Here is a 22,452-nt window from a genome sequence, read left to right as displayed (position 1 = left end):
CCGTCATGAAGCTGACAGGACATCGAGGATGGGGAACCGCAAGGAATGGCAGCGCTGGTGGATGAGGTCACGGTCCGGATCGCCCAGATCCAGGATCTTCCGGCCCTGGTGGCCCTGTTGCAGGACGATGTGCTGGGACGCGGACGGGAACAGACCGACGATCTGACCCCCTATGAGGTCGCCTGGGATGAGATGCAGCTGGACCCGAACACGGAAATGCTGGTGCTGGATCTGGCAGGGCGCGTCGTCGGCATGGCCACGCTGACCTACAGCCGCCAATTGGCGCAGCAGGGATTGCGCCGCTGCACCGTGGAGTCGGTTCGGGTCGCCTCCGACCTGCGCGGCCAGGGGTTGGGGCAGGCGCTGATCCAGTCCTGCCTGGACATGGCCCGGGCCCGCGGCTGCGGGCTGGTGCAGCTGAGCAGCAGCAACAGCCGCAGTGATGCGCACAGGTTTTACCAGCGTTTGGGATTTGAAGCGTCACATACCGGTTTCAAGCTGTATCTGTAATCCGCCCCGGCTGACGGCCGGTGAGACTGCTGCAAGGACCCTGACGATGACGGCCCAATCCGCGACCGCCGATTCCGCCCCCCTCCGCGTCGCCATTCTCGGCGCCTCCGGTTACACCGGGGCCGATCTGGTGCGGCTGCTGCTGCGCCATCCGCGCGTTGAGATCGCGGCCCTGACGGGTGAGCGTCAGGCGGGCCGCCCCCTGGCCGAGGTTTTCCCGCATCTGGCCCCCTACGATCTGCCGGACCTGGTGAAGATCGCCGAGGTGGATTGGAGCGGCATCGACTTCGTCTTCTGCGCCCTGCCGCACGGCACCACGCAGGAGGTCATCGCCGGCCTGCCGCCGACGCTGAAGATCTGCGACCTGTCCGCAGATTTCCGTCTGGCCGATGTGGAGAGCTATGCCCAGTGGTATGGGCATGAGCACAAGGCGCCGGCGCTGCAGCAGGAGGCAGTGTACGGCCTGTGCGAGATCAACCGCGCCGCCATCCGCGAGGCGCGTCTGGTGGCCAATCCCGGCTGCTATCCCACCAGCAGCCAGCTGCCGCTGATCCCGCTGCTGCGCGACGGTCTGATCGAGGCGGACGACATCATCATCGATGCCAAGTCGGGTGTCTCCGGCGCCGGCCGCGACGCCAAGCAGGCCAACCTCTATGGCGAGGTGGCCGAGGGCATCCACGCCTATGGCATCGCCACCCACCGCCATGCACCGGAGATCGAGCAGGGGCTGAGCCAGGCCGCCGGCCGGCCGGTGCTGGTCAATTTCACCCCGCACCTCATGCCCATGGCCCGCGGCATCCTGTCGTCGATCTATGTCCGGCTGAAGCGGGGCACCACGGCCGCCGATCTGCGCGAGACCCTGGCCGCCCGCTATGCCGACGAGCCGTTCGTGCGCGTGCTGCCGATGGGGCAGGCCCCGCAGACCCGGCATATCCGCGGCGCCAACTTCTGCCTGATGAATGTGTTCGCCGACCGCCTGCCCGGCCGCGCCATCCTGCTGTCGGCCATCGACAATCTCGTCAAGGGCGCCTCGGGTCAGGCCATTCAGAACATGAACATCCAGTGCGGCTTCGCGGAGACGCTGGGGCTGGATGTGGTGCCGCAGTTCCCGTAAGCCGGCACGACCGGGAAAGGACGCCGAGCATGAGCACCGAGCAACGCCCGACCATGGCGCCGCTGATCCTGCCCTTCGGCGGCAAGCGGCCGACCATCGATCCCTCGGCCTTCCTCGCCAATGCGGTCATCATCGGCGATGTGGAGATCGGGGCCGGGTCCAGCCTGTGGTTCAACGTCACCGTGCGTGGCGACGTGCATGAGATCCGCATCGGCAAGGGCACCAACATCCAGGATGGCAGTGTCGTCCACTGCACCACCGGCAAGTTCGGCACCTATATCGGCGACAATGTGCTGGTCGGGCATCTGGCCCTGCTGCATGGCTGCGTGATCGAGGATGGGGCCTTCATCGGTATGAAGGCCTGTGTCATGGACGGCGTGGTGGTGGAGGCCGGCGCCATGGTGGCGGCCGGGGCGCTGGTGACACCGGGCAAGCGGGTGAAGGCGGGCGAATTGTGGGGCGGCAGCCCCGCCCGCTTCATCCGCCCCCTGACCGATGAGGAAAAGCTCAACCTGACCAAGGCCGGGCCGCATTACGCCTCCCTGGCCCGCCAGTATCTCGACATGCCGGGCTGACGGACGTCCTGCTGCCGGATGCCCTGAAAGCACAGGCAGCGGCGCGGAGCCTCTCCGCGCCGCTGCCCGCCCTCAGTCGGTGGAGCGCACCTTGACGTAGCTGCCGGGCGCCTCCTCGATGGCGGGGAGGCCGCCGGTTCCGGGCACGCGCGCCGGCACCTTGCCGCCGGCATATTTCGCCACCCACTTGGCATAGTCCGGCCACCAGCTGCCCGGCACCTGCTTGGAGCCGGTCAGCCACTGTTCCGGGTCCTTGGGGCACTTCGGATTCAGGAAGTGGCTGTATTTCTCGGCCGACGGCGGATTGACGACGCCGGCGATGTGGCCGGAGGCGGCCAGCACGAACTTCACCGGGCCGCTGTAAAGCTGGGTCGCGGCATAAGTCGATTTCCACGGGGCGATATGGTCCTCGCGCGTGGACAGCATGAAGGTCGGGACCTCGATCTTGCGCAGGTCGATTGGCACCCCCTTGATGCTGATGCCGCCCGGCTGCACCAGCAGATTCTTCTGGTACATGTTGCGCAGATAGAAGCTGTGCATGGCCCTGGGCATCCGTGTGGTGTCGGAGTTCCAGTACAGCAGGTCGAAGGGGAAGGGGTCCTTGCCCAGCAGGTAATTGTTGACCACGAACGACCAGATCAGGTCATTGGCCCGCAGCATGTTGAAGGTGACGGACATGGTCTGGCCGTTGAGATAGCCCTCCTGGGCCATCTTCTCCTCCAGCATGCGCAGCTGTTCCTCGTCGATGAAGACGGACAGCTCGCCCGGCTCCTGGAAATCGACCAGGGTGACCAGATACATGGCGCTCTTGATGCGCTCTGTGCCCGTCGTGGCCGAGAGATAGGCCAGGGTGCTGGACAGCAGCGTGCCGCCGATGCAGTAGCCGATGACATTCAGCTCCCGCTCGCCCGTGGCCTGTTCGATGGCATCGAATGCGGCCAGCGGCCCCTCGGTCATGTAATCGTCCCAGGTCTTCTCGGCCAGGGACTCGTCCGGATTGACCCAGGAGATCACGAAAACCGTGTGCCCCTGGTCGGTCAGCCATTTCACCAGGCTGTTCTGCGGACGCAGGTCCAGGATGTAGAACTTGTTGATCCAGGGCGGGACGATCAAAAGCGGCCGGCGGAACTGCTGCTCCGTGGTGGGCGCATACTGGATCAGCTGCATCATAGCGTTCTGGAACACCACCTTGCCCGGCGTCACGGCGATGTTCTTGCCGACCTCGAACTTCTTGTAGTCGGTCATGGAGATGGCCAGCTGACCCTTGCCCCGCTCCAGGTCGCCCAGCAGATTCTCCAGCCCCTTGACCAGATTTTCGCCCCCGGTCTCCAGCGTGGTGCGCAGCACCTCGGGGTTGGTCATGGCGAAGTTCGAGGGCGCCATCGCATCGACGAACTGGCGGGTATAGAAATCGACCTTGCGGGCGGTGTGGGCGTCCAGCCCGTCAACGCCATGGACCGTGGATTGAAGCCAGCGGGCCGTCAGCAGATAGGACTGTTTGATGTAATCGAACAGGGCGTTCTCGTCCCAGGCGCTGTCCTTAAAGCGCCGGTCCTCCTTGGTCGGCCGGATCACCGGTTCGGCGTCCTGGCCCATCAGCCGGGCCGTGGTCCGTTGCCACAGCGTCATGTAATCCTGCCACAGGCTCAGCTGCGCCTGCATCAGCTTGGCGGGGTCGGCCATCATCCGGGCTGTCATTTCCAGGAAGGCCGAGCCGATGTTGGCCGGGTCGGGCGAGCCGGGGCTGGCTGCCGATTCGGCCTGCCGGGCCAGGAAATCCGACACCAGCTTCTGGCTCTGTTCGGCGATCCGCGCCATGGCGCGGGACAGTTCAACCGGGTCCGGCAGCTTGATCTCGGGGCCTTGCGCGTCTGCCATGGTCTTCTTTCCATCCCTTCGCAGTGCGTGGTGGGCTCTGGTCGGGCGCCCTGTCCCGGACAGGCGGGCTGTGGCCCGACGGGCCAGGAACCAACAATGATCCGCGGCGCCGGGCCGAGAGGCTTGGCTTGCCGCCGTCTTCTTTTTCATACACGATCCGGCCATGACTTTCACCGCTGCACTCTCTTCCCTGCCTCGAAACCGCCGTCTCCTGTTCGCGTTTTGCGTTCTCGGCGGTCTGAGCGGCTGTGCCGACGTTTCCATGCCGGATATCGTCTTCGATGATGGGCCTGCCCCCGCCGCGACCCTGACCGACAAGGACCCGCAGGCCGTTCTCACCGGCCAGCGGCCGGTGCGGCGGGCCGATCCGCATCTGGCCCAGTGGCCAAGCCTGGCCGCCGTGCCGCCCCGACCGCAGGAATTCTCGACTCCGGCCGAGCGGCAGACCCTGCTGGACCGCCTGCAGGCGGACCGTTCCCAGGGGGAGGCGGCGGCCGGTCAACTGCGGCAGGCACCCACCAGTGGCCGCGCCATTGATCCCGGGACCGGCCTGCCGGCCGTTCCCGATCAGCCGCCGCCGCCGCCGGCGCCGATTCCGCAATAGGCGAGGCCCCCAGAAATGACAGGAGAGGTTCGTTCGAAAATCCTGTCGCCTCCCCCCGTGGCCGGCGGTACATAGGACTCCCGACTCCTTGCAGCCCATGGTGGCCTGATCCCATGTCCCAGCCCGAATTCCACCGCATCAAGCGCCTGCCGCCCTATGTGTTCGCCGAAGTGAACGCGATGAAGGCCAAGGCCCGAGCGGCGGGCGAGGACATCATCGATATGGGCATGGGCAATCCCGATCAGCCGACGCCGCCCCACATCGTGGCCAAGCTGGTCGAGGCGGTGCAGAATCCCAGGACGCACCGCTACAGCCAGAGCCGGGGCATTCCCGGCCTGCGCCGCGCCATCAGCGCCTATTACAAGCGTCGTTTCGACGTCGATATCGATCCGGAGACGGAAGCCTGCGTCACCATCGGTTCGAAGGAGGGGCTGGCCAATCTGGCCCAGGCCATCACCAGCCCCGGTGACGTCATTCTGGTGCCCAATCCCAGCTATCCCATCCATCCCTTCGGCTTCATGCTGGCCGGCGCCGCCCTGCGCCATATCCCGGTCAGCGACGGGCTGGACGGGTTCGTTCCGGCTCTGGAACGTGCCATCAAGCACAGTGTGCCGAAACCCAGCGCCCTGATCGTCAGCTTTCCGGCCAATCCGACCGGCCAGACGGTGACGTTGGATTTCTACCGGCCGATCGTGGATCTCTGCCTGAAGCACGGGATCTACATCCTGTCCGATATCGCCTATGCCGAGATCTATTTCGACGGCAATCCGCCACCGTCGGTGTTGCAGATTCCCGAGGCGCGGGAGATCACGGTCGAGTTCAACAGCCTGTCGAAGACTTACAACATGCCGGGATGGCGCGTGGGCTTCGGTGTCGGCTCGAAGACGCTGATCGGTGCCCTGGCCAAGTTCAAATCCTATGTGGATTACGGTGCCTTCACCCCGATCCAGGTGGCGGCCACGGCTGCGCTGAACGGCCCGCAGGACTGTGTGCTGGAGATCCGTGAGATGTACCGTCAGCGCCGCGATGTGCTGGTGGAGGGACTGGCCCAGGCCGGTTGGAAGGTGCCGGCGCCCAATGCCAGCATGTTCGTCTGGGCCCGCATTCCCGAGCCTTTCGCCGAGATGGGCAGCCTGGACTTCGCCAAACTGCTGATGCAGGAGGCCAAGGTGGCCGTCAGCCCCGGAATCGGCTTCGGGGAATATGGCGACAGCCATGTGCGCTTCGGCCTGGTCGAGAACACCCAGCGTATCCGCCAGGCCTGCCGCAGCATCAAGACGTTCCTGGACCGTGCCCGCAAGCAGAACGCCCCCATGGGGGCGGCCACCCCGTGAAAGGACCCTGGATGAGCGCTGCGACCCCCTTGAAGATCGGTGTGGCCGGGCTCGGCACCGTCGGTGCCGGTGTGCTGAAGCTGCTGAACCAGCAGGCCCGGCAACTGGCGCAGCGGTGCGGGCGTCCCTTGATCGTCACCGCTGTCAGCGCCCGTGACCGCAATCGCGACCGCGGCGTCGATCTCACCGGGGTGCGCTGGTACGAGGATGCGGCCCAGCTCGCCGCCGATCCCGATCTCGACGTGGTGGTCGAACTGATCGGCGGGTCCGACGGCATTGCCAAGCGTACCGTCGAGGCGGCGCTGGCCCGTGGCCGGCACGTGGTCACGGCCAACAAGGCCCTGCTGGCCCATCATGGCGCCGATTTGGCTCTGGCGGCCGAGGAACGGGGCCTGACCCTGGCCTATGAGGCGGCGGTGGCCGGTGGCATCCCGGCCATCAAGGGGCTGCGCGAAGGGCTGGCGGCCAATGCCCTGCGCGCGGTCCACGGCATCCTTAATGGCACCTGCAACTATATCCTGACCGAGATGCGCACGACCGGCCGGGAATTCGCCGAGGTGCTGGCCGACGCGCAGCGCCTGGGCTATGCCGAGGCCGATCCCAGCTTCGACATTGACGGCATTGATGCCGCCCACAAGCTGGCTGTGCTGACCGGGGTCGCCTTCGGCTGCAAGGTCGATTTCAACGCCGTCCATGTGGAGGGCATCCGCCACATCACGGCGCTGGACATCCAGTATGCCGACGAGTTGGGCTACCGCATCCGGCTGCTGGGCATCGCCCGCGCCACCGATCGGGGCATCGAGCAGCGCGTTCACCCCTGCATGGTCCCGATCGGGAGTCCCATCGGCGCCACCGATGGCGTCTTCAACGCCGTGGTCGCCGATGGAGATTTCGTGGACAAAGTGGTGCTGGTCGGCCGGGGTGCCGGGGCCGGCCCCACCGCTTCGGCTGTGGTGGCGGATCTGGTGGACATCGCCCGCGGCCGTGCCACGCCGACCTTCGGAATTCCGGCGGCGCAGCTGGTGCCGTTGCAGGCCGCCCCCATCGACCGCCGCCGCGGCCGCTATTATGTGCGGCTGATGGTGCTGGACCGGCCGGGCGTCATTGCCGACATTGCGGCGGCCCTGCGCGATCAGAACGTGTCCATGGAGGCGTTTCTGCAGCGCGGGCGCGCGCCGGGCGAGGCGGTCCCGGTGGTGCTGACCACGCACGATACCGAGGAGGCGGCCATGCAGCGGGCCCTGTCCGTGATCGGCAGCCTGGACGCGGTGCTTGAGCCGCCGCGCATGATCCGTATAGAGGACTTCTGAGGACGCTGGCACAGGCCAACAGCCGCGTCCGCAAAGCGAAGGGGGAAACTGAGTATGTCGAACAATCACGGCGTTCCGGACGAGGTTCGGGGCGACATCAGCTTGGTCATGGACCGCAACCTCGCGCTCGAGGTGGTGCGTGTGACCGAGGCGGCGGCGCTGAGCGCCTCTCTGCTGATGGGGCGCGGCGACGAGAAGGCCGCGGATCAGGCCGCCGTGGACGCCATGCGCAAGGCCCTGAACAGCCTGTCCATCGAGGGCACGGTCGTGATCGGCGAGGGCGAGCGCGACGAGGCGCCGATGCTCTATATCGGTGAGAAGGTCGGTGCGGGCCACGGCCCGAAGATCGACATCGCGCTCGATCCCCTGGAGGGCACCACCATCTGCGCCAAGGGCGGCCCGAACTCGCTGGCCGTCATCGCCATGGCCGAGGATGGCGGCTTCCTCAATGCGCCGGACGTCTATATGGACAAGATCGCCGTCGGCGGCGGTCTGCCGGACGGCGTGGTCGATCTCGACGATACCGTCAGCAACAACCTGAAGAACCTGGCCAAGGCCAAGGGCGCCGACGTCTCTGAACTGGTGGTCTGCGTGCTGGACCGCCCGCGCCATGCCGAGCTGATCGCCAAGGTGCGCGAGGCCGGCGCCCGCATCATGCTGATCGGTGACGGTGATGTCTCCGGTGTCATCGCCACCAGCCAGCGCGATGCCGGCATCGACATCTATATGGGCTCCGGCGGGGCGCCGGAGGGTGTGCTGGCGGCGGCGGCCCTGCGCTGCATCGGCGGTCAGTTCCAGGGCCGGCTGCTGTTCCGCAACGACGAGGAGCGCGAGCGCGCCCGCCGCTGGGGCATCACCGATCTGTCCAAGAAGTACGCGCTGCTGGATCTGGCCAAGGGCGACGTGATGTTCGCCGCAACCGGCGTCACCAACGGCACCATGCTGCGCGGCGTGCGCCGCTTCCCCGGCGGGGCTGTGACCCATTCCGTGGTCATGCGCTCCAAGAGCGGCACCGTGCGCTATGTGGAGGCGCAGCACAATTTCCGCACCAAGGCCAGCATCATCCCCGAATCGAAGGCCTGATCGGTACGGCAGGGTCCATCCCGGCCGTGGCCGTGATCTGTGCGGCGGCCCGACCCGGAAACGGTGTCGGGCCGCTTGCATTTCGGCGCCGGCGGGTTCAAGTGGAACCCCTCCCGTCCGTAGCGTCCAAAGATCTGCCTGCCATGTCCGATTCCGCCTTTCTCGGCGTTGACCAATCCCTGTCCGGCAAGCGCTGGCGGGCCCGGCCGGCGGATGAGCGTCTGGCCCTGGCCCTGTCGCAGAGTTACGGTCTGCCGGAACTGGTCGGGCGGCTTCTGGCGGGGCGTGGAGTCAGCCTGGACGCGGCGGAGTGTTTCCTGTCGCCCACCCTGCGGGCGCTACTGCCCGATCCTTCGATCCTGAAGGACATGGAGCGGGCTGCCGCCCGGGTCGCCGCCGCCATCCGCGGTGGCCAGAGGGTTGCGGTTTTCGGCGATTACGATGTGGACGGTGCCACCAGCAGCGCCCTGCTGACCCGCTTCTTCCGCGCCGTCGGGGCCGATCTGCGCGTCTACATCCCCGACCGCATCACCGAGGGGTATGGGCCCAACCTGCCGGCCCTGCTGCGGCTGCGGCAGGAGGGTATCGATCTGGTGGTGACCGTGGATTGCGGGGTGACCTCCTTCGATCCACTGGCCGGCGCGGCCGAGGCCGGGCTGGAAGTGGTGGTGGTCGATCACCACAAGGCCGAGCCGCGGCTGCCGGTGGCGGTGGCGGTGGTCAATCCCAACCGCCTGGACGAGCCGGCGGGTGGGCCGCTGAGTACTCTGGCCGCCGTGGGTGTCAGTTTCCTGCTGGTGGTGGCCGTCAACCGGGAATTGCGCCGCAGCGGCTGGTACGCCGCGCAGGGGCGTCCCGAGCCCGATCTCATGGGCTGGCTGGATCTGGTGGCGTTGGGGACGGTCTGCGACGTGGTTCCGCTCACGGGGCTCAACCGCGCCTTCGTGGCCCAGGGATTGAAGATCATGGGCAGGCGGGCCAATCCCGGCATCGCCGCCCTGGCCGACGTGGCCGGCGTCAATGAACGTATGGACGCCTATCATGCCGGTTTCATCATCGGTCCACGGGTCAATGCCGGTGGCCGTGTGGCCAAATCGGATCTGGGGGCGCGGCTGCTCGCCACCGAGGATGCCGCCGAGGCGGCGGCCCTGGCCCGTCAACTGCATGAATTCAATACCGAGCGGCGGACCATCGAGGGGGTCGTTCTGGAGGAGGCCCTGGCCCAGGTGGAGGCCACCCTTGATGACAGCCCGGAGCTGATCCTGGCGACGGGCGAGGGCTGGCATCCCGGTGTCATCGGCATCGTCGCCGCCCGGTTGAAGGAGCGCTTTGCCCGGCCGGCCTGCGTCGTGGCCCTGGACGGCGGCGTGGGGAAGGCATCGGGCCGGTCGGTGCGTGGGGTCGATCTGGGCTCGGCCATCATCGCCGCCCGTCAGGCCGGTCTGCTGCTGGCGGGCGGCGGTCACGCCATGGCGGCCGGCTTCACGGTCGAACGTGCGCAGATCGAGGCGCTGCGCGCCTTTCTGCGGACGCGAATCGCGGCACAGCTGGCGGAGTCGGGGCCGCTGGTGCCCACCCTGCATCTGGATGCGGCCCTGGCCGTGCGCGGTGCCGTGCCGGACCTGATGCAGCATCTGGAACGGCTGGCTCCATTCGGCACCGGGAATGCCGAACCGCGCTTCGCCGTGACGGATGCGCGGATCGTCCGGGCGGATGTGGTGGGGGGTGCCCATGTGCGCTGCATTCTCACCGGTGCCGATGGCGCCCGGCTCAAGGCCATTGCCTTCCGTGCCCTCGATACCGATCTGGGGCGGGGATTGCTGCAGTCCGGCGGACGGCCGCTGCATGTGGCCGGCACCCTGCGGCCCGACCGCTGGAACGGCAATGATGGCGTCCAGTTGCTGATCGATGACGCGGCCATGGCCGGACAGGCCTGATTTCGTGCACCGATCCTGCCGATTAGCACATTTCACTACAGACGCCCGGTGGTGCCCGGCGTTATAGTCCGCCCGGTCTGATTGTTGCCGGCCGCGGCCCGTTCGTCTGCCCGTTTCGCCATCTGTGCCGATCCCGGCCGGCTGGTGCCGCGGTGCCGAGCCGGGATGCGGCCATGCGGGTCATGGCAGGCGCGGGGGGCACAGTGACGAAGCGCGGTCCAGCGTTGGCAGCATCCGTGCAGGCGGAAGCGGCGCCGTCCGATGCGACGGCCCGGGCCCAGGCCCGGTTGGAAGCGCATTTCGAGACATTGACGGAGGCGGACCTGCTGCGGGTCGCGCAGGCCGTGGAACTGGCCCGGGCCTGTGAACCCGGCCATCCCACCGATGAGCAGATCCTCACCACGCTGCGGCCCCGTCTGCGCCGGCTACGGCCTGGCCGGATACCGACCTTCCAGCGCGCCGTATGCTGCTGCCTGGAACCCTATCTGCGTGATGACCTGACCGGCGGCGGTGAACGGCGCCGGGCCGTGGTGTCGCGGACCGCTCTGGCGCCCTGGTGGCGTCTGATGCAGGAATCGCCCCAGCAGGCCGTCCTGCAAAGCATGGAGCGGGCTTACCGCAAGGCCATGCGGCAACAGCGCGGAGAGGATGCGCAACGGGCTGTGGATCAGGGCATCCGGGTCGCCGCCGCAGCCACCGTGGAATTGCTGGAGCAGGCGGAGCAGTCGCCGTTGCAGCGGCAGGCCCTCATCGGTCGGCTGGGGGGACGGGCGGCGCTGCAGGATCTACAGGAAATCGCCGTGCTTCAGGCCGCGCATCCGCAGCTGACCCCGGCCCTGGATCTGGTGCGGCGTGCCGCCGGAGTGGATGGGGGGCGCATTGCCGAGTTCTCGCCGCCGGTGGTGGCGGCGGCGCGCATGGCCTATCTCAATCTGCACGATCCGGACGGTACACTGACCGATTACTTTTTCTATGGGCTGCTTGGCCTGCTGGGCCAGCCCTGGCAGGCGTTGCGGCTGGTCCGCGCCCTGTCCCTGGACCTGTCGCAAGCCGGACAGCAGCGTGAACGGCTGATCCCGGCCCGTCTGTTCTCCGACCTGGCCCAGACTCTGGGGGATCTGGGCCGGGTGGCGGCCTCGGCCGGCACCCAGTCGCGTCGCATCTGGCTGCTGACCAGTGCCCGGCTGCTGGACGATGCCGGCCGGATGATTCGGGGCTTGTCGGAGGAGAGCGGCGACGATGCCGAGTTGGGCAATCTGCTGCTGGCGGCGCGGAGCTGTGTCAGCCAGGCCCTGGACGGATTCGCGGCGGCCGGTCTGCGCGACTGCTTGAGGATCCTGCCGGTGCGCCCGATGGTGGGCGACAGCGGCAAGTCCTGGTTCGAACCGGACATGACCCATCGCCCGACCGAGGATGAGGTGGCGACCGCGCTTGCGGCCACGGCCCTGTTCGGCAGCGTGCGCCGTCTGGCCGAACAGGAGGGGCTGGCCCGCATCCTGCGCCCGAAGGAGGCGGATCTGGAGGAGGGGCTGCGCATCGCTGTCAATTTCCGCATCGACTATCTGCGCGCGCGGCTGAAGCATGGCATTGCCTTGGCCCAGCTGGAAGCGGTGCTTCAGGTGCTGCGGACCCTGCCGACGCTGACCATCATTCGCGATCTGGAGCAGCGGGTCGAGCGCACGCTGGAGCGTTATCGCTGAGTCGGACCCAGCCATGCGCGCAGAGGGGCGGGTGGCCGCGAAAAACGCCGTGTCGATTTGTCTTGCGTCGGCGGCCAAGTCCCGCTACCTAGACGCCCGCCGCGACGTCCCCATCGTCTAGAGGCCTAGGACACCAGCCTTTCACGTTGGTAACACGGGTTCGAATCCCGTTGGGGACGCCACCTCTTCCCGCCTGTGGCGGGTGCGCGCGGACGGCGCGCCGTTCCTCCCGAACTTGTTTCGCCAGCGCAATAACCGGCTGCCCCAGGCAGTTGACGCACAGGCTTGAGCATCAGGGAGCAGATCCATGTTTGACATCCATGTGGCCACCACCGCCGACAAGCCGGCCCTTTACGAGGATCTGGCCGGAATGCTGTCCGGTCTCCTGTCAGGGGAACGGGACATGGTCGCCAATACCGCCAACCTGTCGGCGCTGCTGTTCCACAGCCTGCCGGACCTCAATTGGGCCGGTGTCTATCTTCTGCGGGGCGGCGAGCTGGTCCTGGGGCCGTTCCAGGGCAAGCCGGCCTGTGTCCGCATCGCCCTGGGGCGCGGGGTCTGCGGCACGGCGGCGGCACGGCGCGAAAGCGTCCTGGTCCCCGATGTCCATGCGTTTCCCGGACACATCGCCTGTGATGCCGCTTCCCGGTCGGAACTGGTGGTCCCGCTTCTCCTGGGGGATCGGGTTCTCGGCGTGATCGACCTCGACAGCCCGCTTCCCGATCGATTCGATGCGGCCGATCAGGCCGGTGTCGAGCGATTGGCGGCCCTGCTGGTGGCGGGCTGCGACTGGTCTCCCGTCGGCTGATACCGGGTTCCAACGGGTTTGCTCATCCTGCCTGCAACGGCGGCGATTGCCGCCGGGTGCCTTGGCCGCCGGCTATGGCCAGGGCGGTGCGTATAAATTTCGGTGGGAGAATGATCTCGATCAAAGGTGTGCCCGGACCCGCGGTGTACATCCTGATCCGTTTTCCGCGCCGGAAGGTTCGATGCACGAACACGTCCTTCATGTCCTTGCCGCCTCTTCCAAGGCCGTCACATTGGCGGCGGCCGGACCGGGGCTGTCCGGCTCCACGGCTGGTGTTCGTTTCGTAGGTCTGGGGGCGGTCCCGGTGCCGATAGTGGTCGACGCCGGGACCGCCGGACTCATGGCCTGGTACCTGTCGGGCCGGCAGGAGACGAGAGGGTCATACCCTCTCCACCAGATCCCGGTAGGCGTGCCAGCTGGCATGTCCGATCAGCGGGAAGATGATGGCCAGCCCCAGGAACAGGGTCGCCATGCCCAGCCCGGTGAAGAACACGATGATGAAGGCCCACAGCAGCATCGGCTTCGGGTTGGTGCGGACCGCCTTGATGCTGGTGGCGATGGCGGCGAAGACGTTGGTGTCGCGATCCAGCAGCATCGGGATCGAGATGACGCTGATGGCATAGGCAATCAGCGCCAGCACGCCGCCCAGGGCCGTCCCGGTGATCAGGAACGGCAGACTGACCGGGGAGTGCAGCAGCATCGGGACGAGATTGCTGAGGTCCGGGGTCACCCCGGCGAAGAACAGGGCGAACAGCAGCGTGGCAAGGCGTATCCAGAACAGCAGCAGCAGCAGCAGGACCACACCCATGCTGGCGATCTGCAGGGCGTTCTTGCGGACGGCCGTCAGGGCGGCCGCAAGGCTCGCCGGCTGGCCGATGGACAGGCGCCGGCTGGTCTCGTAGAGCCCGACCGCGCCCAGGGGGGCGACCAGCATAAAGCCGGCGCACATCGGAAGAAGAAGATAGATCTGTCCTGCGCCTGCAAGTAGCGAAACAACGATCCAACTGAAACAGATAATCAGCAGGCCGTAGGCCAGGCTGACCCGCCAGCTCGCGCTGAAATCTGCAAAACCTTTTTGTAACCAGATCCAGGGGCTGTCTGGGGCAATGCGTCGCACCGCCGGTGAAAATGGCGCAAATACAGGAGTCGCGTGAAGATCAGTCATGGGCGTTCTCCCTTAAAAACGCTGCGACCCCCGCATCTTTTTGTTAAAAGCGCACCCCTGCGGTTGGGCCGCATCCCTCCCAAGGGGTGCGACATTCCTGCGCAGGGTCCCACAGGAGCTTGATGCAAATCAATGCGGAACTGGTGTGGTCCCCCCAGGGTGCATCCACTCGCAAAAGCCGGTGCGGTTGACCTGGGCGACCAGGGATTCCATCCGGCATAGAGAATAAATCTCGTTAGACCGGGGGTTCTTATGAGTGTTGCGCTCACCGGCGAGGGGGCCCGGGCGACGGCCGGACCCGTCGTTCAGGAGGCGTACTACGAGGATGTGGTACGCGCCTTCATGATCGCAGCCATGTTCTGGGGCATCGCGGCCTTCGCCGCGGGCGTGTTCATCGCGCTCCAGTTGGCTTTTCCGCAGTTGAACTTCGGCATCGAGTACATCCAGTTCGGCCGGCTCCGCCCGCTGCACACCTCCGCGGCGATCTTCGCCTTCGGTGGCAGCGCGCTGATCGGGTCGTCCCTGTACGTGGTGCAGCGCACCTGCCGCGCCCCGCTGTTCGGCGGGCCGGAGCTGGGATGGTTCATTTTCTTCGGCTACCAGCTCTTCATCGTGCTGGCGGCGACCGGCTACCTGATGGGTATCACCCAGGGCAAGGAGTATGCCGAGCCGGAGTGGTATGTGGACCTGTGGCTGACCATCGTCTGGGTCGTGTACCTGGTCGTGTTCGCCGGAACGATCCTGAAGCGCCGTGAGCCGCATATTTATGTGGCCAACTGGTTCTACCTGGCCTTCATCATCACCATCGCAATGCTGCACCTGGTGAACAACACCACGGTGCCGGTCAGCTTCACCGGGACCAAGAGCTACATCGCCTGGGCCGGTGTGCAGGACGCGATGATCCAGTGGTGGTACGGCCATAACGCGGTGGGTTTCTTCCTGACCGCCGGCTTCCTGGGCATGATGTACTATTTCATCCCCAAGGCCGCCGACCGTCCGGTCTACAGCTACCGTCTGTCGATCGTGCATTTCTGGGCCCTGATCTTCCTCTACATCTGGGCCGGTCCGCACCATCTGCATTATACCGCGCTGCCCGACTGGACGCAGACGCTGGGCATGGTCTTCTCGGTCATGCTGTGGATGCCGTCCTGGGGCGGCATGATCAACGGCATCATGACCCTGTCCGGTGCCTGGGATAAGCTGCGCACCGATCCGGGCCTGCGCTTCTCGGTCACCGCCGTGGGCTTCTACGGCATGAGCACCTTCGAAGGTCCGGTGATGTCGGTGAAGGCGGTCAACGGCCTGTCCCACTACACCGACTGGACCATCGGCCATGTGCATTCCGGTGCGCTGGGCTGGGTGGCCTTCATCTGCTTCGGCATGATGTATTACATCACGCCGGTTCTGTGGAAGAAGAAGGGCCTGTTCTCGCGCAAGCTGGTGGAATGGCACTATTGGACCGCCACCATCGGCATCGTCTTCTACATCACGGCCATGTGGGTGTCCGGCATCATGCAGGGCCTGATGTGGCGTGCCTACGACGAGTACGGCTTCCTGCAGTATTCGTTCGTCGAGACGGTTGCCGCGATGCATCCCTACTACGTGATCCGTGCGGCTGGCGGCGGTCTGTTCCTGCTGGGCGCCCTGTTCATGGCCTACAACATGTACCGCACCATCCGGAGCGGTGAGGCGGCTGCGCCGCAGCCCCTGGCCTCGGCCGTGGCGGCCGAGTGAGGAGGGACGCGCCATGAAGTTCAGTCACGCGACGATTGAAAAGAACCTCATCCTCATGGCCGTGCTCACGCTGATCACGGTGTCCATCGGCGGTCTGGTCCAGATCGTTCCGCTGTTCACCGTGGAAAGCACCATCGAGCGCGTCGAGGGTGTCCGTCCCTACTCCCCGCTGGAGCTGGCGGGCCGCAACATCTACATCCGTGAAGGCTGCTATCTCTGCCACAGCCAGCAGATCCGCACCTTCCGCGACGAGGTGGAGCGTTACGGCCATTACAGCCTGGCGGCCGAGAGCATGTATGACCATCCGTTCCAGTGGGGCTCCAAGCGCACCGGTCCGGATCTGGCCCGTGTCGGCGGCAAGTACAGCAACGACTGGCAGGTCGCCCATCTGAAGGACCCGCAGTCGGTGGTGCCGGAATCGGTCATGCCGAAGTACGCCTTCCTGGAGCGGCCGCTGCGCTTCGACGATGTGGCGGATCACATGAAGACCCTGCGGGTCGTCGGTGTCCCCTACACGGACGATCAGATCGCCGCTGCCGCCCAGGATCTGAAGCTCCAGGCCGGGGCCGTTCCGGATGCCGATCCGGCCGAGCTTCAGGCCCGCTATCCCAAGGCCGTGGTCGCTGACTTCGACGGCAAGCCCGAAGTGACGGAGATGGACGCCCTGGTGGCCTATCTCCAGATGCTGGGTACGCTGGTCGACTTCACCAAGATCACCCCTGAAGACCTCAAGCAGTAAGGGGAGGGCGCGATGAGCGAGCTTTATCCGCTGCTGCAGCAGATATGGATCGTCTGGTTCGTCGTCCTCTTCAGCGGCATCGTCGTGTGGGCCTTCTGGCCCACCCGGCGGCGCCGGCTGGAGGATCAGGGCAATATTCCCCTGCGCGACGGCCCGCCGTCGGGCGCAGAGCGTGCGAGGTAAGGTGTCATGCCGACCAAGATCGAAAAGGACGCCGCCACCGGCCAGATGACCACGGGCCATGAGTGGGACGGCTTGAAGGAACTGAACACCCCTCTGCCGAAATGGTGGCTGTACACCTTCTACGCGACGGTGGTGTTCGCCCTGGGGTATACGATCGCCTATCCGTCCTGGCCGAGCCTGACCGGGCACACCAATGGTGTGCTGGGCTGGACCCAGCGTCAGGATGTCAGTGCCGCGCTGGCCAAGGAAAAGGCCCGTCAGGCCCCGATGATGCAGAAGGTCGTGGCTACGGACATCGGCGAGATCCGCAAGGACCCCGAGCTGATGAACTATGTCATGGCCGCCGGTCGCGTGGCCTTCGCCGACAACTGTGCCGCCTGCCATGGTGCCGGTGGTGCGGGGGCCAAGGGCTTCCCGACCCTGGCCGACGACGATTGGCTGTGGGGTGGCAAGCCGGACCAGATCCTGCAGACCATCACCTATGGTATCCGCAACGCCAACGAGAACAGCCGTGTCTCCGACATGCCGCGGTTCGGTGCCGACCAGCTGCTGGAGCCGGCGCAGATCAACGACGTGGCCGAGTATGTGCTGTCGCTCAGCGGCACGTCGACCGACGCGGCTGCGGCGGAGCGGGGCGCCCAGGTCTATGCGGACAATTGCGCGGCCTGCCACGGCGAAAAGGGCGAGGGCATCCAGGATGTGGGCGCTCCCCGTCTGAACGACCGCATCTGGCTCTATGGCGGTGACAAGGCGACGGTCGTCGAGACCATCACCTATGCCCGCCGCGGCAACATGCCGGCCTGGTCCGAACGCCTGGACCCGGCCACGGTCAAGGTTCTGGCGGCCTATGTCCACGCCCTGGGCGGCGGACAATAAGTCGCCTGCGACCGACTGCCCCAGGGTGCGTCCCTTGGCGGACGTGCCTCATTAGAGCAGTTATAAAGACGCCCGTCCGGGGAGACCCGGGCGGGCGTCGGCTTTTCCTGGATCGGGTTCGGCATGGCCGGGAACCTTGATCTATCGCAAAGCGGATGCCGGCACCGAAGCCTAGGGTCATCCGGGAATGTCGGTGCCCGAACCATTCGGCGCGAACCACTGATAAAACCGGGGTCCGAACATGGACGGCGATAGCTCATTGCTGGAAAAAGCAGCCGCGGCCGACAAGGCGCAGGCGGAATTCACGGCGCGCAAGGCCAGCGGCCGTCCGGCGTCCACCAAGGCCCAGCTCCAGAACACGGGTCCCGATGCGCCGCTCTATGCCGACCGCGTCAAGGTCTACCCCAAGGCCGTCAGCGGCCCATTCCGTCGGGCCAAATGGGCTGTCCTGGTCTTCTGTCTGGCCGTCTATTATCTCGTGCCCTGGATCCGCTGGGACCGTGGTCCCGGAGCCCCCAACCAGGCGGTACTGGTCGATATGGCCGGCGGCCGCGGTTATTTCTTCAATATCGAGATCTGGCCGCAGGAGGTCTATTACATCACCGGCCTGTTGATGCTGGGCGCATTCGGCCTGTTCCTGGTCACCTCGCTGTTCGGGCGTCTGTGGTGCGGTTATGCCTGTCCGCAGACGGTGTGGACCGATCTGTTCATGCTGGTGGAGCGGTGGATCGAAGGCGACCGTGGTGCCCGCATGCGCCTCGATCAGGCGCCGATGTCGGCCGGCAAGGCCGTCAAGAAGGCGCTGAAGCACACGGTCTGGTTCCTCATCGCCCTGGCCACCGGCGGTGCCTGGGCGCTCTATTTCGATGATGCACCGACCCTGCTGGTGAATTTCTTCACCGGCGGCGCCTCGATGGAGCAGTATTTCTTCGTCGGCCTGTTCACGGCCACCACCTATGTGCTGGCCGGCTGGGCGCGGGAGCAGGTCTGCACCTATATGTGCCCATGGCCGCGGTTCCAGTCGGCCATGCTGGACAAGCAGAGCATGGTCGTGACCTACGAGGCCTGGCGCGGCGAACCCCGCGGCAAGTCCAAGGGCGCCGTGCCGCCCCAGGGCATGGGCGACTGCATCGACTGCGGCCAGTGCATCGCCGTCTGCCCGACCGGCATCGATATCCGTGACGGCATCCAGCTGGAATGCATCGGCTGCGGCCTCTGCATCGACAGCTGCAACGAGATCATGGACAAGGTGGGGCGGCCGCGGAACCTCATCACCTTCGATACCGAGTCCAACCAGGAGGCCCGCGCCTGCGGGCGGCCCACCAAGTTCCGTTTCGTGCGGCCGCGGACGCTGATCTATGCGTCGCTTGTGGTGCTGATCGGCGCGGTGATGACCACGGCCCTGGCCATGCGCTCGACCCTGTCGGTCAATGTGCTGCGCGACCGGGCGCCGCTGTTCGTCACCCTGTCCGATGGCGACATCCGCAACGGCTATACCCTGAAGATCCTCAACAAGCGCCGTGAGGCGTTGAGCTACGAGCTGTCGGTCGCCGGCATCCCCGGTGCCAAGCTGGTGGTGCAGGATGTGGGCGAAGGCGCCGATGGCGCCCCGGTGGTGGTGCATGCCGCGCCGGACACGGTGGAACCCTACCGGGTCTTCATCATCGCCCCCCGTTCCGCCCTGAAGGCGGACTCCACGGCGGTCGAATTCGTGCTGCGTGAACCGGTCAGCAATGCCCGCAGCACCTATGACGCCGTCTTTATCGGCCCGCATGTGGCGGGTAAGTAGGATTGCCAACCGGGTGAGGTATCGAACGATGACGGCCATGTCCGAGCGTAAGAGCAACTGGATTCCCTGGGTCTTCGTCGGCGCCATGGGCGTGGTCGTCGCGGTCAATGCCGTGATGGTCACCTATGCCATCAAATCCTGGAGCGGCCTTGCCGTGTCGAAGCCCTACGAGCGCGGCGTCGCCTACAACGAGGTGCTGCAGGCGCAGCACCGGCAGGATGCGCTGGGCTGGACCGTGAAGGCGTCGGCCGAGATCACCGGCGCCGACAGGGCGGGCCGGGTCCTGATCACCGTGCGCGACAAGGATGGACGCCCGCTGCAAGGGCAGGTGATCGAGGCGGAACTGCAGCGGCCGGTGGAGGTCATCGACGATGTCAACCTGACCTTTACCTATGCCGGTGAAGGTCGCTACGTGGCGCCGGTGACGTTCCCCAAGCTCGGGCAATGGGACCTGCGGGCCGCCATCGTCCATGACCAGGACACCTATCAGGTGGTTGAAAGGCTGTTCGTGAAATGAGCAGTGCCGCGCAGCAGACGACAGAACCAGCCCCGGTTCCGCCGCCTGCCGCCCGTCCCGGAACCTGCATCCATTGCGGGCAGCCCGTGGCCGCGGCGGGAGAGCGTTTCTGCTGCCCGGGCTGCGCCGGTGCCTATGCCCTCATCCACGAGTTGGGTCTCGACGCCTATTACCTCCGCCGTGATGCCCTTGCCGGGCCGGCGCCGACGGATGACGCGGCCCCGCTGGATCTCCAGCACCGCATCGAGACGGAGGCGGATGGCACGCGCTGCCTGCGCCTGCGCGTGGACGGGTTGACCTGCGGCGCCTGCGTCTGGCTGATCGAAACCGCGCTGGCCCGCCAGCCGGAGGTGGTGTCGGCCCGGGTCAATCTCACCAGCCGGCGGCTGACGCTGCGCTGGAACGGCGATGGCGGCCTGGCGGACCGGCTGGCCGCCGTGGTGACGCGCCTGGGCTACCGGCTGGCGCCGTTCGAGGCCGTGGCCGGCGACGACCCGCAGAAGCTCCAGGAGAAGGAGCTGATGCGCTGTATGGCGGTGGCCGGGTTCGCCGCCATGAACATCATGCTGCTCAGCGTCTCCGTCTGGTCCGGCCATGCCGGCAGCATGGGTGACGCCACCCGCACCATGATGCATTGGCTGTCGGCACTGATCGCCCTGCCGACGGTGCTTTATTGCGGGCGTCCCTTCTTCCGCTCGGCCTGGTCCGCGCTGCGGGCCGGGCGCAGCAACATGGATGTGCCGATCTCGCTGGGCGTGACGCTGGCCAGCAGCATGAGCCTGTGGGAGACCATCCAGCATGGTGAGCATGCCTATTTCGACGGCGCCGTCATGCTGCTGTTCTTCCTGCTGATCGGGCGGTTCCTGGACAGCCGTGCCCGTGGCCGCGCCCGCTCCGCCGCGGAACATCTGCTGGCCCTGGGGCGCACGCCGGTGACGGTGCTGCAGGCCGACGGCAGCGTCACGCTGCTGGCACCGTCGGCGGTGCCGGTGGGCATGACGGTCCTGGTCGCCATGGGCGAGCGCATCGGCATCGACGGCACGGTGGCCGAGGGTGTGTCGGAGGTCGATACCTCCATCGTCACCGGTGAGACCGACCCGCAGCGGGTGGACCCCGGTGCCCGGGTTTTCGCCGGCATGGTCAATCTGGCGGCGCCCCTGCGCCTGACCGTCACCGCCAGCGGCGAGGGCACGCTGCTGGCCGAGATCGTCCGGCTGATGGAGGCCGCCGAGCAGGGGCGGGCCCGTTTCATCGCCCTGGCCGACCGCGTGGCCCGCAACTATACGCCCATCGTCCACAGCCTGGCCCTGGGCACCTTTCTCACCTGGGTCTTTGTCATCGGTCTGGCCTGGCAGGAGGCGCTGTTCATCGCCGTCGCCGTGCTGATCATCACCTGCCCCTGTGCCCTGGCGCTGGCCGTGCCGGCCGTGCAGGTGGTGGCCAGCAACCGGCTGATGCGCCTGGGCACGCTGCTGAAATCGGCCACGGCGCTGGAGCGGTTGGCCAAGGTCGATACCATTGTCTTCGACAAGACCGGCACGCTGACCCTGGGCCGTCCGGACCTGCTGTCCGATCCGGAGCGGCGGGCCGAGGATCTGGAGTTCGCTGCCCGCATGGCCCGCTCCAGCCGGCACCCGCTATCCCGCGCCCTGTCCCGCGCCGCCGGGCCGGGGGCCGTGGCGGAGGGCGTGCGCGAAGTGCCGGGCAGCGGGCTGGAACTGGATACGCCGGCCGGTCCGGCCCGTCTCGGCCGCCGCGGTTTCGTCGGGCTGGAGGATGGTCCGCAGGTCGTGGGGGAGGGGCCGGAGCTGTGGCTGGCCCGGCCCGGCCGTGCGCCTGTGCGCTTCCTGTTCGCCGACCGGCCGCGTACCGATGCGGCTGCCGTTGTGGCCCGGCTGAAGGCCCGCGGCTACCGGCTGGAATTGCTGTCGGGCGACAGGCCGGGCACGGTGGCGGCCCTGGCCACGGAGCTGGGCATCGACACCTGGCATGCCGGGGTCGATCCCACCGGAAAGTGCGCCCGCCTGGCCCGGCTGCGGGCCGATGGTGCCAATGTGCTGATGGTGGGCGATGGCCTGAACGACGCGGCGGCGCTGTCGGCGGCCGACGTCAGCGTCTCGCCGGCGTCTGCCGTGGACATCGCCCAGACCGCCGCCGACGCCGTGTTCCAGGGCGACCGGCTGGCGCCGGTGGCGGAACTGCTGGAGGTGGCGCGCAAGGCCGAGCGTCGGGTGCTGGAGAATCTCGGCTTCTCCCTGCTATATAACCTCTGCGCCGTGCCCATCGCCATGACCGGACATGCGACACCGTTGATCGCGGCGGTGGCCATGTCCAGCTCGTCGCTGATCGTTCTGCTGAATGCCCTGCGCCTGTCGCGCCGGACCGGAGAGGAGCCATGACCGCCCTGCTGTTCCTGATCCCCATCGCCCTGCTGCTGGGCGGTGCTGGACTCTGTGCCTTCCTCTGGTCCGTGCGCACCGGCCAGTTTGAAGACCTGGACGGCGCGGCGACGCGCATCCTGTACGACGATGAACGCCCCTTGCCCCCGTCGGCCGCGCCGCGGGTCTGACCCATTCCATCCCTTTTGCTGACATAT

20 protein-coding genes and 1 tRNA gene are annotated in these 22,452 nt (G+C 66.8%); 19 read left to right on the top strand and 2 right to left on the bottom strand.

Going from position 1 to position 22,452, the window contains the following annotated elements:
- The first annotated feature begins 45 nt into the window (after positions 1-45).
- The 3 genes from DK368_RS09475 to DK368_RS09465 are packed head-to-tail and all read left to right on the top strand — an operon-like array spanning position 46 to position 2,199.
- Complete coding sequence (locus DK368_RS09475) at positions 46-510, top strand: GNAT family N-acetyltransferase (protein ID WP_114393691.1); 465 nt, start codon at positions 46-48, stop codon at positions 508-510.
- Positions 511-556: 46 nt separating this feature from the next.
- Positions 557-1,624 (top strand): N-acetyl-gamma-glutamyl-phosphate reductase, encoded by a 1,068-nt coding sequence (gene argC / locus DK368_RS09470; protein ID WP_114393690.1) that lies wholly within the window; start codon positions 557-559, stop codon positions 1,622-1,624.
- Positions 1,625-1,653: 29 nt separating this feature from the next.
- A complete protein-coding gene (locus tag DK368_RS09465; protein WP_420818896.1) occupies positions 1,654-2,199 on the top strand; it encodes a gamma carbonic anhydrase family protein in 546 nt (181 codons plus the stop codon).
- A gap of 72 nt (positions 2,200-2,271) precedes the next feature.
- Here the strand turns inward: DK368_RS09465 and DK368_RS09460 are convergent, their stop codons facing one another.
- Positions 2,272-4,077 carry a PHA/PHB synthase family protein gene (locus DK368_RS09460; protein ID WP_114393689.1) on the bottom strand — a complete coding sequence of 602 codons (1,806 nt, stop codon included), beginning with the start codon at positions 4,075-4,077 and terminating at the stop codon, positions 2,272-2,274.
- A 262-nt stretch (positions 4,078-4,339) separates the two neighbouring features.
- Here DK368_RS09460 and DK368_RS09455 point away from each other — a divergent pair, with 262 nt between their 5' ends.
- From DK368_RS09455 to DK368_RS09420, 8 genes are all read left to right on the top strand, one after another.
- Positions 4,340-4,681, top strand: coding sequence for a hypothetical protein (locus tag DK368_RS09455; RefSeq protein ID WP_114393688.1), 342 nt, complete (start codon positions 4,340-4,342; stop codon positions 4,679-4,681).
- Between the two features lie 113 nt (positions 4,682-4,794).
- Positions 4,795-6,015, top strand: a complete 1,221-nt coding sequence (locus tag DK368_RS09450) for an LL-diaminopimelate aminotransferase (RefSeq protein ID WP_114393687.1) — start codon at positions 4,795-4,797, stop codon at positions 6,013-6,015.
- An 11-nt stretch (positions 6,016-6,026) separates the two neighbouring features.
- Positions 6,027-7,325 (top strand): homoserine dehydrogenase, encoded by a 1,299-nt coding sequence (locus DK368_RS09445; protein WP_114393686.1) that lies wholly within the window; start codon positions 6,027-6,029, stop codon positions 7,323-7,325.
- Positions 7,326-7,433: 108 nt separating this feature from the next.
- Positions 7,434-8,408, top strand: coding sequence for a class II fructose-bisphosphatase (gene glpX / locus DK368_RS09440; RefSeq protein ID WP_114393757.1), 975 nt, complete (start codon positions 7,434-7,436; stop codon positions 8,406-8,408).
- Between the two features lie 143 nt (positions 8,409-8,551).
- Positions 8,552-10,345, top strand: a complete 1,794-nt coding sequence (recJ, locus tag DK368_RS09435; protein WP_114393685.1) for a single-stranded-DNA-specific exonuclease RecJ — start codon at positions 8,552-8,554, stop codon at positions 10,343-10,345.
- A 224-nt stretch (positions 10,346-10,569) separates the two neighbouring features.
- Positions 10,570-12,045, top strand: coding sequence for a hypothetical protein (locus DK368_RS09430; protein ID WP_155524533.1), 1,476 nt, complete (start codon positions 10,570-10,572; stop codon positions 12,043-12,045).
- 106 nt (positions 12,046-12,151) lie between these two features.
- Positions 12,152-12,227 (top strand) — tRNA-Glu (locus tag DK368_RS09425).
- Positions 12,228-12,352: 125 nt separating this feature from the next.
- Positions 12,353-12,853, top strand: coding sequence for a GAF domain-containing protein (locus DK368_RS09420; RefSeq protein WP_114393683.1), 501 nt, complete (start codon positions 12,353-12,355; stop codon positions 12,851-12,853).
- Positions 12,854-13,232: 379 nt separating this feature from the next.
- Here the strand turns inward: DK368_RS09420 and DK368_RS09415 are convergent, their stop codons facing one another.
- Positions 13,233-13,802, bottom strand: coding sequence for a DUF2189 domain-containing protein (locus DK368_RS09415; protein ID WP_275668495.1), 570 nt, complete (start codon positions 13,800-13,802; stop codon positions 13,233-13,235).
- Between the two features lie 468 nt (positions 13,803-14,270).
- Between DK368_RS09415 and ccoN the strand changes: the two genes are divergently transcribed.
- The 8 genes from ccoN (at position 14,271) to ccoS (ending at position 22,425) form a co-directional block, all read left to right on the top strand.
- On the top strand, positions 14,271-15,752 hold the full coding sequence (gene ccoN / locus DK368_RS09410; RefSeq protein WP_114393681.1) for a cytochrome-c oxidase, cbb3-type subunit I: 1,482 nt from the start codon (positions 14,271-14,273) through the stop codon (positions 15,750-15,752).
- A gap of 13 nt (positions 15,753-15,765) precedes the next feature.
- A complete protein-coding gene (ccoO, locus tag DK368_RS09405) occupies positions 15,766-16,491 on the top strand; it encodes a cytochrome-c oxidase, cbb3-type subunit II (protein ID WP_114393680.1) in 726 nt (241 codons plus the stop codon).
- A gap of 12 nt (positions 16,492-16,503) precedes the next feature.
- Positions 16,504-16,674: a cbb3-type cytochrome oxidase subunit 3 gene (locus DK368_RS09400; protein ID WP_114393679.1), complete on the top strand. Its 171-nt coding sequence runs from the start codon at positions 16,504-16,506 to the stop codon at positions 16,672-16,674.
- 6 nt (positions 16,675-16,680) lie between these two features.
- On the top strand, positions 16,681-17,550 hold the full coding sequence (gene ccoP / locus DK368_RS09395; protein WP_114393678.1) for a cytochrome-c oxidase, cbb3-type subunit III: 870 nt from the start codon (positions 16,681-16,683) through the stop codon (positions 17,548-17,550).
- A 241-nt stretch (positions 17,551-17,791) separates the two neighbouring features.
- Positions 17,792-19,339 carry a cytochrome c oxidase accessory protein CcoG gene (gene ccoG, locus DK368_RS09390; protein ID WP_114393677.1) on the top strand — a complete coding sequence of 516 codons (1,548 nt, stop codon included), beginning with the start codon at positions 17,792-17,794 and terminating at the stop codon, positions 19,337-19,339.
- 37 nt (positions 19,340-19,376) lie between these two features.
- Positions 19,377-19,856 carry a FixH family protein gene (locus DK368_RS09385; RefSeq protein WP_240002416.1) on the top strand — a complete coding sequence of 160 codons (480 nt, stop codon included), beginning with the start codon at positions 19,377-19,379 and terminating at the stop codon, positions 19,854-19,856.
- Entirely contained in the window at positions 19,853-22,255 is a 2,403-nt protein-coding gene (locus DK368_RS09380; RefSeq protein WP_114393675.1) for a heavy metal translocating P-type ATPase, read from the top strand. Before DK368_RS09385 ends, DK368_RS09380 begins: the two co-directional genes overlap by 4 nt.
- Positions 22,252-22,425 carry a cbb3-type cytochrome oxidase assembly protein CcoS gene (ccoS, locus tag DK368_RS09375; protein ID WP_114393674.1) on the top strand — a complete coding sequence of 58 codons (174 nt, stop codon included), beginning with the start codon at positions 22,252-22,254 and terminating at the stop codon, positions 22,423-22,425. The genes DK368_RS09380 and ccoS overlap by 4 nt, the downstream gene beginning before the upstream one ends.
- The last annotated feature ends 27 nt before the right edge of the window (positions 22,426-22,452 follow it).

The sequence above is a fragment of the Oleisolibacter albus genome (genome assembly GCF_003336875.1).
GTDB lineage: Bacteria > Pseudomonadota > Alphaproteobacteria > Azospirillales > Azospirillaceae > Niveispirillum > Niveispirillum album.
The sequence above is the reverse complement of the archived record's forward strand: the minus strand, read 5'-3'. Positions and strand labels throughout refer to the sequence as shown.